Here is a 13,484-nt window from a genome sequence, read left to right as displayed (position 1 = left end):
GGGTGAAGCTGATCTGCTCAACGTTCCTGAGACAGCGCCTTGAGACTTTCAAGGCGTTCCATCTCCTTTTTCTCTTTCTCTTTTCTAGCGCCTTCGCGATGCGACTTGATGGCGAGGAACATGCACACGCCCAGCACGCCGAGCTTGAACGTACCGAAGGCTAAAGGGACCCAGAAATTCATCATTTCCTCAAAACGCTGCTTGAGCAGCTTGATCGCTACGCGCGGACGCTGAACCGGATCAGGAACGCGCGGAGCGAGTGCTAAAATCCATACAAGATTGCCAATTCTACTGCCAAAATCCATACAAGCAGTTGAATTGTCCGGCCCGTACCTCCTTGCCACCTGCGGAAGTGGCCAAAAACCCAAAAAATCAAACATGGCTCTCTCGCGTCGTCTGAAAAAAGCAAGCCTGTCGTGGGTGCGGCCCCTGACCCCCGGCGCGGGCTCCCGGTATCAGCAAATCGCCACGCAGATCGTCACCGCGGTGGAGGATGGAGTTCTCAGGCCGGGTGATCGCCTTCCCACGCAGCGTGAACTGGCCCAGACACTGGGCGTCGATCTCACGACCGTCACGCGGGCGTATTCGGAAGTTCGTCAGAAAGGGATCCTGGAAGCACAGGGGGCCGGCGGGACTTATGTCGCGTATGCCGGGTCGGCAACAGGCGGCACGATCGACCTGGGGATGAACATCCCGCCGTTGCTCGGCAGTGCCGCGTTTTTGCAGATGCTTGCAGAAGGCAGCGGCTCGACGCAGGCCGCGTCAAGCTCGATGGATCTGATGAGCTATCACGTGGGGGCGGGGGACGCGCGGCATCGTGCAGCCGGCGCGAAATGGCTGCAGCCGGTGCTGGGCAGCGTGGACACTGACCGGATCGTGGTCTGCCCCGGCGCGCAAACCGCGATCGCGGCCCTGCTTCTGGCCAGGAGCCAGGCTGGAGATGCGATTGCGTGCGATGCGCTGACCTACCCTGGCTTCCTGGCTGCGGCCCGCCTGCTGCAGCGCGTGACCGTCGGGGTGGAGTCGGATGCATTCGGCATGGACCCCGCCGACCTCGAGCGCGTGTGCCGAAAACATCGTCCGGCAATGCTGTACTTGAATCCGACGATTCAGAACCCGACCGCGCTGACGCTGTCCTCCGAGCGGCGAACAGAGCTGCTGCGGGTGGCCAAGAAATTTGCGCTGCCGGTTATTGAAGATGATCCGTACTGGCTGTTGGCGGAGAAGCCGCCGAGCACGATGTTTTCGGTGGCCGCCAACACGTCGTCGACGCCGGTTTACTACGTGTCGACGCTATCGAAATGCATCGCGCCTGGCCTGCGGACCGCATACCTGGTCGTACCCGCCGGCGAGCCGTTGACCCCCGTGCTGGATGCCCTGCGCTCGCTGGCGCTGATGCCCACGCCCTGGATGACGGAGATGGCGTCGACGTGGATCGAGTCGGGCGCCGCGGTGCAATGGATGGCGCAGGTGAAGAGTGAACTGCGGCATCGGCAAACGATCGCAGCGTCTATCCTGCCGGGGGATATTCAAGCCGACCCGAACGGGCTGCATTTGTGGCTGCAGTTGCCGCGTCAGATCGACCTGTACCGGCTGATTCAAACCGCGCTTGAACAAGGGGTGAGTGTCACGGATTCGGCGTCGTTCTCGAGCGGGTCGTTCAGCCCCTTGGCGCTGCGTGTGTCGTTGGGAGGGGCGATTGATCGGATCCGTTTGACGCTCGGTCTGAACCGGTTGGCGGAGTTGCTGACGAACGATGTCGCCAGGCCGGTTTCGCACGCTGTCTGACGTGCGATTCATCGAAAGGTCGGTCTTCCGTTCTCAGCGCGCTCAGCAGCAGCCGAACGCGCGCACTTGTCACGCCGCGCTTACAGCGTGGCCAACTGCCTCGGCGCTTGGCGAAAAAAGGGGTCGCTCAATATTGAGCTGACCCCTCTTTTATTGGGCTTAGCGACGCTATCCCGCCGCGCCGCCTGCCGCATGCTTCATCAACCCGCCAGTTCCCGGCGAATGATCTCCGCACCCGCGCTCAGCGCGTTCAGCTTGCCCTTGGCAACCGCACGCGGCAACGGCGCCATGCCGCAGTTGGTGCACGGGTACAGCTTGTCGGCGTCCACGAACTTGAGCGCCGTGCGCAGTGTGTTGGCGACTTCTTCCGGGGTTTCGACGGCGTGATTGGCCACGTCGATGGCGCCGACCATCACCTTCTTGCCGCGAATCAGTTCGATCAGGTCGATGGGCACGTGCGAGTTATGGCATTCCAGCGAGACGATGTCGATGCTGGACTTCTGCAGCTTGGGGAACGATTCCTCGTACTGGCGCCATTCCGAACCCAGCGTCTTCTTCCAGTCGGTATTGGCCTTGATGCCGTAGCCGTAGCAGATGTGCACGGCGGTTTCGCACTTCAGGCCTTCGATGGCGCGTTCCAGCGTCGCGACGCCCCAGTCGTTCACTTCGTCGAAGAAGACGTTGAACGCAGGTTCGTCGAACTGGATGATGTCGACGCCGGCGGCTTCGAGTTCGCGGGCCTCCTGGTTCAGGATCTTCGCGAATTCCCAGGCCAGCTTTTCGCGGCTCTTGTAGTGGGCGTCGTACAGCGTGTCGATCATGGTCATGGGACCGGGCAGCGCCCATTTGATCGGCTGCTTGGTCTGCCGGCGCAGGAACTTGGCGTCTTCGACGAAGACGGGCTTCTGGCGGCTGACGGCGCCGACGACGGTGGGCACGCTGGCGTCATAGCGGTCGCGGATGCGAACGGTTTCGCGCTTTTCGAAGTCAACGCCGTCCAGATGCTCGATGAACGTGGTGACGAAGTGCTGACGCGTCTGTTCGCCGTCGCTGACGATGTCGATGCCGGCCAGTTCCTGTTCTTTCAGCGCGAGGATCAGGGCGTCCTGCTTGCCTTCGGTCAGTTGTTCGTCTTGCAGGCTCCAGGGCGACCAGAGCTTTTCGGGCTGGGCAAGCCAGGAGGGTTTGGGCAGGCTGCCGGCGGTCGAGGTGGGCAAAAGCTTTTTCATGGCGGGTGTCCGTCTGTGTTCGTTTATTGGTGGGAGTGGCTGGCGGCCCATTGATCAAGCACGTGCTTGTACGGCTTGATGAAGTGCGCCTCGGCAAACTTGCCCTGTTTGACGGCCAGCTGGCTGCGTTCGACGCGGTCGTACACGATCTGCGTCAGCGAGTAATCCTGGTTCTTGAGGCTGGGTTGGTAGCGCTTTCCGGCCGCGGAATTGGCGTTGTAGATTTCGGGGCGATAGATGCGCTGGAAGGCTTCCATCGTGCTGATGGTGCCGATCAGCTCAAGATTGGTGTAGGCGCCCAGCAGGTCGTCCTGGAAATAAAACGCCAGCGGCGCAACGCTGTTCGGCGGCATGAAGTAGCGCACTTGCAGCCCCATCTTCTCGAAGTACTGATCGGTTGGGGAGAATTCGCTTTGCTGATATTCCACGCCCAGGATCGGGTGGTGGTTGTCGGTGCGGTGATAGGTCTTGCTGCTGGACACGCTGATGCAGATGACCGGCGGCTTCTTGAAGTTTGCCTTGTAGGCCTCGGATTCAACGAAGTGCTTGAACAGCTTTCCGTGCAGGTCGCCGAAATCGTCCGGCGTGCTGAACGTGGATTTGTTGTCGTTGTATTCGGGCAGCAACACGCTGAAGTCGTAGTCGCGCACGTAGGACGAGAAGTTATTCCCGACGATGCCGTCGATGCGGTTGCCGGTCTTCTTGTCGACGATGTTGGTCTTCAGCACTTCAATCAGCGGAAACGCATTGGCGTTGCCGTTTGCGCCCAGCGTCATCTCGGCGGTGATGATGTCGAGTTCGACGGCGTAGCGATCGCCCGTGGGGTTGTCCCAATGCGCCAGGTCATTGAAACGGCTGTCGATCATCTTCAGCGTGTTGCGCAGATTCTGCTCGCGGCTTTCGCCTCGGGCCAGATTGGCGAAGTTGGTCGTGATGCGCGTGCTGTCCGACGGCTGATAGTTTTCATCGAAGCGAAGGCTTTTGATGCTGAAGGTGAAGTCTTTGTTCATGATGGTCGGATGCAAAAATGCTGCGATAGGCGTGAATTCGGGGTGAACGGGGCCGGCGTTCGCAGAGGCGTTTCTGCGCGGCTTGCTGTGAAAGCCGCTGGGCCTGGGCTTCAGGCCGCGATGGCTTCCACGGCCGCGGCAGATCGCATCTGCCGGGTCAGTTCGACCAGCGGCAGTGCGCGTTGCACGGCCAGTCCGGCACGCTCGATCAGCGCGTCGTTCTTAAGCCGGTAGTCGACGAAGTCCTCGTCGGTTGCGTAGATGCCCAGCGGCAGCGTGCGCGCCTGAAAGAAGCTGAACAACGGCCGCAACTGGTGATCGATGATCAGCGCATGACGTTGGCTGCCGCCGGTGGCGGCCAGGAGGACCGGCTTGTCGATCAGCGCGTCCTGATGAATGAAATCGAAGAAATGCTTGAACAGGCCGGTATAAGAGCCGCGATAGACGGGCGTTACCACCACCAGGACATCGGCTTGCTCCACCGCGGTCAACTCGCGCTCGACCGAGTCGGGCAAGTTCGAGCGCCACGTCGCGCCGGCAAGCTGCGGGGCGATCCGGCCCATTTCGACCAGCCGGGGTTCGCAGGGGATTTCATTGGCGATCAGCGTCAGCAGTTCCTCTGCCAGGGCGGTGGTCCTGGAGGGACGTTGCATGCCGCCGGAAACGGCGACCAAGCGTAGGGGGTGTGTCATCTTTGCTTCCATGAAGCCAATCGGCGCGGAGGGAGTCGACTTGCCATGGAACGTGCGTGTTGATCGGGTCAACGTGCGGAACACAGCGGCAAACAAGAACGCAATGCTAAATATCAAAATCCATGACGTAAAATGGTTTTATTTCACAAATCCATGAATCTAGATCATAAGAATGCTTGAACGTATCCATCTGAGCATCGTGCAGCAGGTCGAAAAACAAGGTTCGTTGACGGCCGCGGCTGGCGTGCTGAACCTGACTCAGTCGGCGCTGAGCCACAGCATGAAGAAGCTGGAGGTGCAGCTCGGCACCGATATCTGGCTGCGTGAAGGAAGACGTTTGCGCCTGACACAGGCCGGCCAATATCTGCTGGCGGTGGCGAACCGGGTGCTGCCGCAACTGGACCTGGCCGAAGAGCGGCTGGGCCAGTTTGCCCAGGGCGAACGCGGCGCGCTGCGCATCGGCATGGAGTGCCACCCGTGCTATCAGTGGCTACTGAAGGTGGTGGCGCCGTATCTGGCGGCGTGGCCGGACGTGGATGTGGACGTCAAACAGAAGTTCCAGTTCGGCGGCATTGGCGCGCTCTTCGGCTACGAGATCGACCTGCTGGTCACCCCCGATCCGCTGTTCAAGCCGGGCCTGAAGTTCGAACCGGTGTTCGACTACGAGCAGGTGCTGGTCGTGGCGAAGGGCCATCCGCTGGCGTCGGTGGCCTACGTGAAGCCCGAGCAACTGACGCAGGAAGTGCTCATCAGCTATCCCGTCGATATCGAACGGCTGGACATCTACAACCAGTTCCTCTTGAAGGCCGGCGTCACGCCCAAGCGGCACAAGGCGATCGAGACCACGGACATCATGCTGCAGATGGTGGCCAGCGGGCGGGGCGTGGCCGCGCTGCCGCGCTGGCTGGTCGAGGAGTACGCGGTCAAGATGGATCTGGTGCCGGTGCGCTTGGGTCCGCGTGGTATTCCCAAGCAGATCTTCCTGGGGTCGCGCGAGGCGGACGACGCCCTGGATTACCAGCGGGCGTTTATCGAGATGGCGCGTCAGCCTGCCGCTGCGAAGGCCGCCACGCCGGACGTCTAACGGGGACACATAAGCGGGTGGGCTTGGCATCCCTTCATCTCCTTAGCGAAAAGAAGAAGTGAGGCTCCTGGCGGGAAATCTGCAGGGCGGCTCGGGCCGCCCGCAGTTAAAGGGGACAAATCTCAACGCTTAAACTCGCAGCATTTGTATCTGGTGGCTGCCCTATGAGGCATGCGACGCTAGCATTGCGCCGCGCCCCGCAAGGAGTCATAGCGTTGAACTTTCAAAAAACCGGCGCGCCCTCTGCGATTGTGTATATCGTGGACGATCACGCCGAGGTCAGCGACTCGCTGTTTCGCTTGCTGTCGTCCATCGGGATCTACGCCGAAACCTTCGACTCGATCAGTGCCTTTCAGGCGGCGGCGCGGCCGCCGGTGCCTTCCTGTCTGATTCTGGATCTGCAATTGTCGGATGGCGACGGCCTGGCATTGCAGGCGCGTATGCGTGAACTGGGCGATCACATTCCCATCGTGGTGGTCACGGGCTTTGGCGATATCCGCCAGACAGTCAAAGCCATGAAGGCCGGCGCCATCGATTTCCTGGAAAAGCCCATTTCCGAGCAGCGGCTGCTCGATTCCGTGCACCGTGCACTGGAGTCGGACGTCGCGCGCCGCGCAAAAGAGCAGGAGTTCGAAAAGCTCATGGCGCTTTATCGCTCGTTGACCGCGCGCGAGCAGCAGGTGATCGAGTTGATCGCGTCCGGTTGCCTGAACAAGGAAGTCGCCGAGCAGCTGGGGATCAGCGAAGTGACGGTCAAGGCGCACCGGACAACGCTGCCAGCGGCAGCAGTCTCGCCGTGGATTGCAGCCAGCTCACGGTTGAGGCCGGCCGCGTGGTGGGCCAGGTGGTGGACGCGATCGGTGCGATCTCGACCGATGCCGAGCGCGTCGGCGAGATCGTCTCGGTGATCGACAGCATCGCGTTCCAGACGAATATTCTTGCGCTGAATGCGGCGGTGGAAGCCGCGCGGGCCGGCGAACAGGGCCGCGGCTTCGCAGTGGTGGCCACCGAAGTGCGCGCGCTGGCGCAACGCAGCGCGACGGCAGCCAAGGAGATCAAGGGCCTGATCGAGAATTCCAAGCGCGCGGTGCAAGGCGGCGAGTCGCTGGCGGCCACGGCGGGCGACCAGATGCAGAAGGTGCTGGACGCTGTGGCGCGCCTGAAAGAGGTGACGATGGAAATCGCCTCGGCCTCGGCGGAGCAGACCAGCGGCATCGAACAGGTGAACGTGGCGGTGTCGCAGATGGACACGATGACGCAGCAGAACGCCGCGCTGGTCGAGGAATCGGCCGCGGCGGCAGACCTTTATGATGCGGCACGCCCGCCGCGCCGCGCCGCGCAGAGGCTGACAATGCCCACACAGGGGAACTGACATGCGGGTGCTGTTGGTCGAGGACGACGCGATGTTCGCGGACGCACTGACGCTGGCCCTCGAGGAGCTGGACTTTGCGGTGACGCTGGTGCAGGAAGTCGACGCCGCCAAGGTGCTGCTTCTGGAGCATGCCTTCACGATCGTGCTGCTCGATATCGGTCTGCATCGCGGGTCGGGGCTGGACGTGCTGCGCTTTCTGCGCCGGCGTGGCGACGCGGTGCCGGTGATCCTGATCACCGCGCGGGATGCCTTGAGCGACCGCATCAAGGGGCTGGATCTGGGCGCCGACGATTACGTCATCAAGCCGTTCGAGCCCACGGAGCTCTTTGCACGCATGCGCGCGCTGCTCCGGCGCAGCGGCGTGGCGGGCGACAAGGTGCTGGCTTGGCGTCATGTAAAGCTGGACCCGGGACGCCGCGAGGCCTTTGTCGATGAGGTGCCGACGCGCCTGTCCGAGCAGGAGTTCCGCACGCTGGAGATGCTGCTCAGGCATCCCGACCGGCTTGCGTCCACCGAAGAACTGCGCGCGCATCTCTACGGCGCCGACCGGCCCGGCGAAAGCAATACGATCGCCGTGTTCATTCACGCCCTGCGGCGCAAGCTGGGCAAGGACGCCATCGAGAACGTGCACGGCCAAGGCTATCGCCTCGCCCGGGATAGCAGCTGATGCGCCGGGTCACGAATTCGATGCGGGCGCAGATTCTGCTGGGCATCTTCAGCGCGCTGCTGGTGTCGTGGCTGGTGCAGTTCGGTCTGTACTGGAACAGCCTGACGCGGAGCGAGTCCGGGGCGCGCGATCATGAGCTGAGGGCGGTGGTCGACAGCGTTGCGTTCTTTCTGGCGATGGTGCCGGTGACGCAGGACATCACCCGCGACCTACCCGTCCCCGCCGTCCTCTGGACCTGGCGCGCACCGACAGGAACGACATCGTGCTTGAACCGGTGAATCTCGCTTCCGTCGTGGGCTTTGTCCTGCGGGACATGCAGGCGTCGTTCGTCCATCGCGGCCAGCAGCTCACCGTGGATGCCGTCCCGGGCCAGATTCTGGGTCAGGTCGACGCGCTGGGCATCCTGGTGCGCAACCTGCTGGACAACGCAGGCCGGTACAGCGGCGACGGCAGTTCGATCAGGGTAGCGGTGGAGCGGGCGGCCGACAGCGTCACGTTGGCGGTGTCGGACAACGGCCCGGGCATCGCACGGCCGCTGCGCGAGCGCATCTTCGACCCCTTCTACCGCGGGCCCGGTGCGCCAAGCCACGGCAGCGGATTGGGGCTGGCCCTGGTGGCAAGGATCGCCCGCTCGCACAATGCGCGCGTCACGTTGGAGGACGGCGCCGAGGGGCGTGGCGTGTGCTTGAGCGTGACGTTTCCGCTGCCCGACGCCGTGGCCGCCGCCTCGCCCGCGCAATAGGTGGGTGGAGAGAACATGGAAACGCCCGACTGCCGCAGTGAGACACGGCCTCCGTTCGACGGGCTGCGCGCTTACCTGCGCGCCGTCCAAAGCCGGGACGAATTGCAGCGGATCCGCCAGCTTGAGCAGCGTAATGGTGGACTGAAGCGGTCCGTGGAACGCTTGGGGGCGAGGCACGACGTTGCCACGCAGTGCCCTGAATGCGGTTCCAAAACTGTGAGAACCCGTGCGGCGTTTTCACCAGCGGTATTAATCACCCGGCTCATACGTATTTTGAGGTTGGGCGCGCAGCGCCGACCGGATTAATCAAAAAGGTAAGGGTGGACCAGGCCGTCGTGTCATTTTGTTTCGGAAATGTATGTGAGTCGCTGTCCAATAATCGGCACCGTAAAGGGAACGGATGGTATCCAAATCGGGCCGTTCGCCTCGCAAAGATGGTATCCAATCGACCAATATAAATACTTCGGATAACCCACGCGTAGTGCTTCCTACAAATATCGGTCGTATGCCGTAGACCTATTTTGATAATTAACGGGACATAACCTCGTTTATTAACGGGGACGTAAAAAAAATCGTTATACATTGCCTCCTTTTTTCGAGAGCTGACCCTAAATTCACGCCGGCTGCATTATTACTTACCGATACTTTTTAAACATATCGGCAATGTGTGAAAGGAAGCTCGATTAATCCGGAGGATTGAAGTTTTGGCATACGGCACAAAGAAGTGGCTGACGGCGACGCTCGCCTTGAGCGCGTCCTACGTGGGGAACGTCACCGCTGCGGACCTGACCATCGGGTCGGGCAATACGCAGGTGTTTGACGGGTCGGCCAACTTTCCCGGCGGCATTGATGTCAACGGCGGCACGGCGGTTATTGGCGGTAATGGCGGCGGTGCGGGCGTGGCGATCGGCGGCAACGTCAATGCCATGTCGAATGGCACGGTGGCGGGTTTCGGGTCGATCGGTGGCGACCTGAACGTGACGGGAAATTCCCGCGTGGCGCCGGGATACTGGGTGGACACGCCGACGGGGGTCTCCAACGGCAATCTCGTGGTGAACGGCAATCTGTCGATCAACAACGGCGTCTTTGATTTCGAAACCGGCTACGCCGGACTGCCCATCACGCAACCCGGCACGGGCGACAACATCAAGGTGGGCGGCAACGTTGCCCTGAACAACGCGACGTTGAACGTGAAGGTCAGCACGCACGGGGTCAACGCGGGCTTTTACCGCATCATGTCGTACGGCGGCACGCTGAGCGGAAGCGGACTGACGCTGGGCACGGTCTCCGGCGACTCGGCGCCGGCCGCGACGATCCAGACGCTGACGGGCGACAAGCACATCAACCTGGTCCTGGGTCCCAGCACCACCAATCTGTGGAACGGCAATGGTGTGGCCTCCGCGGCAACCGCGGGCGGCGGCAGCGGTACGTGGACGGCGACGAGCGGCAACTGGAGCAGCCCGACGAACGCCACGGGCGCCCTGCCCAGCGGCGGCTATGCGATCTTCACGGGCGCGGCGGGCACGGTCACCGTGGACGGCAGCGCCGGTCCGGTGCGTGCGTCGGGCTTGCAGTTCGCCACGGACCGCTATCGCCTGCAAGGCGCGCCGATCACGCTGGCGGGCACGGGCGGCAACCCGCCCGTCATCGTCGTCGGCGACGGCACGTATGCGGCCGGCCAGTTTGTCGACATCATCGACAACCCGCTGCAAGGCACGGAAGGTTTTGTGAAGACCGGCGTCGGCTCCATCATCCTGAACGGCGACAGCAGCAACCTGACCGGCCCCATCTTCATCGCCGACGGCGCGCTGGAGATCAACGGCAAGCTGAACGGCCCGATGGACATCGGCCGCGAAGTGGTGCTGGCAGGTGTCGGCCAAGTCGGCAGCACGACGCTGTACCCCACGGCTGTGATTTCGCCGGGTAACGACGGCACGCCGATGGGCACGCTGACGGTCAACGGCAATCTCAACTTCGGCCAGGACACGATCTATCGCGTGCACGCCGATCCGACCAGCACGCTGAGCGACCGCATCCATGTGACCGGCGTTGCCACGCTGGACGGCACGGTCGCGCATGTGGGGCCCAATGGCAACTACGCGCCGCGCACGACGTACAACATCCTCACCGCGGACGGCGGCATTCAAGGCCGGTTCACGGGCGTGTCGAGCAACTACGCGTTCCTGACGCCGTCGCTCAGCTATGACGCGAAGAATGCTTTCATGACGCTCTCGCGTAACGACGTGCCGATCGGCAGCGTGGGCGGTTCGGAGAACGAAACGAACGTGGGTGGAGCGCTGGATCAGGAAGCGCCGCCCTCGAGCGGTAACGGCTCGGCTTCGGCGGGTAATGGTTCCGCGTCGACGGGCAATGGCTCGGCGCCGGCTGGCGACGGCTCCGCGTCGGCGGGCAACGGTTCGGCATCGGCGGGCGATGGCTCCGCATCGACGGGCAACGGCTCCGCGTCGACGGGCAACGGCTCCGCATCGACGGGCAACGGCTCGGCGTCGACGGGCAACGGCTCGGCGTCGACGGGCAACGGCTCGGCATCGACGGGCAACGGCTCGGCATCGACCGGCAACGGTTCCGCAACGACGGGCAGTGGCTCGGCGGCGACAGGCACCGGAAACGGCAATGAATCCGCCCCGGTCGTCACCACGCCCGTCACGCCCGGCGCCGACTCGTCGCTGATCGCCAGCGGCAATGGCGCAGGCAAGACGACGGGTGCAAGCCAGGTGACGGCGGCCGTGTTGGCCATGTCTCCCGCGCAAGCGCGCGCGGCCCTGAAGCAACTGTCCGGCGAAGCGTACGCCAGCACCGGCAGCGTGTTGCAAGGCCAGGGCGACGCGGTGACCACGTTGCCGCTGTCGCATCTGCGCGGCAACCTCGACGCGCCGATGCGCGCTGGCCGGCCGACGGCCCAATTGGGCGCGTCGTCGTCAGACGCCTTGCCGCAAAGCGGCGCATCGCCGATCTGGGCGCAGGCCTTCGGCAACTGGAGCACCTTCCGTGGCGACGGCAATGCATCCACCGTGCATCAGTCCGCAGGCGGTCTCTTTGTCGGCGGCGACGGCGATGTGGGCGGCGGTTGGCGCCTGGGCGGCGCGGTCGGGTACACCGGCAGCCACAACTCGATCTCCGACGTGTCGTCGCGCATGAGCGTGGACAGCTACACGGCCACGGTCTTCGGCGGCAAGAATTTCGAAGCAGGTCCCGGACATGTGCGCTTCATGGTGGGCGCGGCCTACACCTGGCACGAGATCGATTCCAAGCGCAATATTGCGGCCGGCAGCCTGAACCAGCGCCTCGAGTCGTCGTATAACGCGTCGTCGACGCAGGTGTTCACGGAACTGGGCTACAAGCTGCCGCTGGGCGACGCCTACGCCATCGAACCCTTTGCCGGCGTGGCATGGAACCAGGTCCGCACGCGCGACTTCCAGGAAACGGGCGGCAGCGCGGCCCTGCGCGGCCAAGGCAGCACGGACGATGTGACGAGCACCACGCTGGGCTTGCGCGGCGCCATGCTGATCGGCACGGATGACGCGCCGGGCCGCCTGACGGCCACGGTGGGCTGGCGCCATGCGATGGGCGATGTCAAACCCACGCAGAAGCTGGCTTTCGAGGGCGGCAGCACCTTCACGGTGTCGGGCGTTCCCATTGCGCAGAACGCGGCCGTGCTGGGCCTGGGCGCAGAAGTGGCGATCACGCGCAACACAACGGCTGGCGTGGCGTACGACGCGCAGTTTGGCGGCGGCAATCGCCAGCAGTCGGGCATGTTCAAGCTGATGACGCGCTTCTAAGGCGCAGGCAGCGCGGCCGGTTCAATGCCGATGCCTGAACGGCAACGGGCTTGAATCCGGGCTCGTTCCTTTGCACGCGCCACGCGCTGAGCGCAGGGTCTTACGGCCCTGCCCTCAGCGCGCTTTCTTTTGGGCTTCCGTCTTCGGCGTCCCCGCCGGCAACGGCAACCCTTCGGCTCTGGCCAGGCGTTCCATCGCAACTTCCAGGATGGCGCGTGCCTGCCCGGCTGCGCGTCCGAGTTCGCTGTGCAGTTGGGCGTCGTCTTCATTGCGGGACGCGCACTGGACGCTGTAGCGTTCAAAGCTGCCCACCATCAGCAACAGGTCGGCCAGGTGCTTCGGGCATTCGCAGGCAAGGCCGCTACCGGACGCCATGATGGTCAGGAGCGCATGCTCGTCAAAGCGCAGCTCCGGCGTCGGATGCTGCGGCGCGGTCGGCAGCCGCTCGCCCGCCAGCGCGGACCGGCACAACTGCAGCAGCTCGCCGGTGTCGGCGGGAACGCGGGCGGCCAGGCAGCCGTGCGCGCGCAACGCGCGGATGGTCGCGCTGGCGCAGAACCGGTACAGCACCACGACGGCCGCTTGGCCGCATGCTTGCGCAGCGGCCACGATCAGCGGCAAGGCGCTCTCGTGCAACTCGGACTGTTCGATCACCAGAACCTCGACGCCGGTGTCCTGCGGCGTGAGCGCGACCTGTTCAAGGTGGGGCCAGCTATGTTGGACGATCACATCCAGGCCGTCGCGTCCGCTGCCGGCAATGCGCCGCGCCAGGTTGGCGCCGACCACGCCCACCCTCAACGGCCCGTGCGCCTTGGGCTGGTGCGCGGCGGCGCCCGCCAGTTCCTGCAACTGATCCACGGACATGGGTGCGAGCACGCCGATGGCGTGACCTTGATCGACCAGCTGCTTGAGCAGGCTGAGCCGGCGGACCTGCTCGGCGGAATAGAGCCGCTGGCCACGCGCCGAGCGTTCCGCGCCCGACAGGTTGTAGCGGCGTTCCCAGACGCGCAGGGTCTCGGGCGACAGTCCCGCTAGCCGCGCCGCCACGCCGCTGCGGTAGGTGATGCGGCCGTCATCCGGTTGCTTGGATTCCATGGTTT

12 protein-coding genes and 2 pseudogenes are annotated in these 13,484 nt (G+C 63.7%); 9 read left to right on the top strand and 5 right to left on the bottom strand.

Annotated elements, in window-relative coordinates; all coding sequences use genetic code 11:
* Window positions 1-17: 17 nt before the first annotated feature.
* Window positions 18-380 carry a hypothetical protein gene (locus tag B3098_RS14435; protein WP_286897247.1) on the bottom strand — a complete coding sequence of 121 codons (363 nt, stop codon included), beginning with the start codon at window positions 378-380 and terminating at the stop codon, window positions 18-20.
* Here B3098_RS14435 and B3098_RS14430 point away from each other — a divergent pair.
* Window positions 379-1,788: a PLP-dependent aminotransferase family protein gene (locus tag B3098_RS14430; RefSeq protein ID WP_286897246.1), complete on the top strand. Its 1,410-nt coding sequence runs from the start codon at window positions 379-381 to the stop codon at window positions 1,786-1,788. The genes B3098_RS14435 and B3098_RS14430 overlap by 2 nt on opposite strands.
* A gap of 200 nt (window positions 1,789-1,988) precedes the next feature.
* On the opposite strand, the gene B3098_RS14425 is transcribed toward B3098_RS14430, so the two are convergent.
* The 3 genes from B3098_RS14425 to msuE form a co-directional block, all read right to left on the bottom strand.
* Window positions 1,989-3,017: a methionine synthase gene (locus B3098_RS14425; protein WP_286897244.1), complete on the bottom strand. Its 1,029-nt coding sequence runs from the start codon at window positions 3,015-3,017 to the stop codon at window positions 1,989-1,991.
* A 23-nt stretch (window positions 3,018-3,040) separates the two neighbouring features.
* A complete protein-coding gene (locus B3098_RS14420) occupies window positions 3,041-4,027 on the bottom strand; it encodes a DUF1852 domain-containing protein (RefSeq protein WP_279975817.1) in 987 nt (328 codons plus the stop codon).
* Window positions 4,028-4,137: 110 nt separating this feature from the next.
* Window positions 4,138-4,719 carry an FMN reductase gene (gene msuE, locus B3098_RS14415; RefSeq protein ID WP_286897241.1) on the bottom strand — a complete coding sequence of 194 codons (582 nt, stop codon included), beginning with the start codon at window positions 4,717-4,719 and terminating at the stop codon, window positions 4,138-4,140.
* Window positions 4,720-4,891: 172 nt separating this feature from the next.
* Here msuE and B3098_RS14410 point away from each other — a divergent pair, with 172 nt between their 5' ends.
* The 8 genes and pseudogenes from B3098_RS14410 (at window position 4,892) to B3098_RS14375 (ending at window position 12,384) form a co-directional block, all read left to right on the top strand.
* Window positions 4,892-5,803 (top strand): LysR family transcriptional regulator, encoded by a 912-nt coding sequence (locus B3098_RS14410; protein WP_175137101.1) that lies wholly within the window; start codon window positions 4,892-4,894, stop codon window positions 5,801-5,803.
* A 164-nt stretch (window positions 5,804-5,967) separates the two neighbouring features.
* Window positions 5,968-6,555: pseudogene (locus tag B3098_RS14405) on the top strand (response regulator transcription factor); the annotation flags it as partial.
* A 14-nt stretch (window positions 6,556-6,569) separates the two neighbouring features.
* Window positions 6,570-7,175 (top strand): annotated as a pseudogene (locus B3098_RS14400) (methyl-accepting chemotaxis protein); the annotation flags it as partial.
* Window position 7,176: 1 nt separating this feature from the next.
* Complete coding sequence (locus tag B3098_RS14395) at window positions 7,177-7,842, top strand: response regulator transcription factor (RefSeq protein ID WP_286897238.1); 666 nt, start codon at window positions 7,177-7,179, stop codon at window positions 7,840-7,842.
* A complete protein-coding gene (locus tag B3098_RS14390; protein ID WP_279975798.1) occupies window positions 7,842-8,120 on the top strand; it encodes a hypothetical protein in 279 nt (92 codons plus the stop codon). The genes B3098_RS14395 and B3098_RS14390 overlap by 1 nt, the downstream gene beginning before the upstream one ends.
* Window positions 8,105-8,584: a sensor histidine kinase gene (locus B3098_RS14385; RefSeq protein ID WP_286897236.1), complete on the top strand. Its 480-nt coding sequence runs from the start codon at window positions 8,105-8,107 to the stop codon at window positions 8,582-8,584. The genes B3098_RS14390 and B3098_RS14385 overlap by 16 nt, the downstream gene beginning before the upstream one ends.
* A 15-nt stretch (window positions 8,585-8,599) precedes the next feature.
* Window positions 8,600-8,890, top strand: coding sequence for a hypothetical protein (locus tag B3098_RS14380; protein ID WP_286897234.1), 291 nt, complete (start codon window positions 8,600-8,602; stop codon window positions 8,888-8,890).
* 398 nt (window positions 8,891-9,288) lie between these two features.
* Window positions 9,289-12,384, top strand: a complete 3,096-nt coding sequence (locus B3098_RS14375) for an autotransporter outer membrane beta-barrel domain-containing protein (RefSeq protein WP_286897232.1) — start codon at window positions 9,289-9,291, stop codon at window positions 12,382-12,384.
* A 114-nt stretch (window positions 12,385-12,498) separates the two neighbouring features.
* On the opposite strand, the gene B3098_RS14370 is transcribed toward B3098_RS14375, so the two are convergent.
* Window positions 12,499-13,479 carry a MerR family transcriptional regulator gene (locus tag B3098_RS14370; RefSeq protein ID WP_286897231.1) on the bottom strand — a complete coding sequence of 327 codons (981 nt, stop codon included), beginning with the start codon at window positions 13,477-13,479 and terminating at the stop codon, window positions 12,499-12,501.
* Window positions 13,480-13,484: the final 5 nt, after the last annotated feature.

It is taken from the genome of Achromobacter sp. UBA2119 (genome assembly GCF_002331005.1).
Taxonomy (GTDB): Bacteria; Pseudomonadota; Gammaproteobacteria; order Burkholderiales; family Burkholderiaceae_B; genus Achromobacter; species Achromobacter animicus.
The sequence above is the reverse complement of the archived record's forward strand: the minus strand, read 5'-3'. Positions and strand labels throughout refer to the sequence as shown.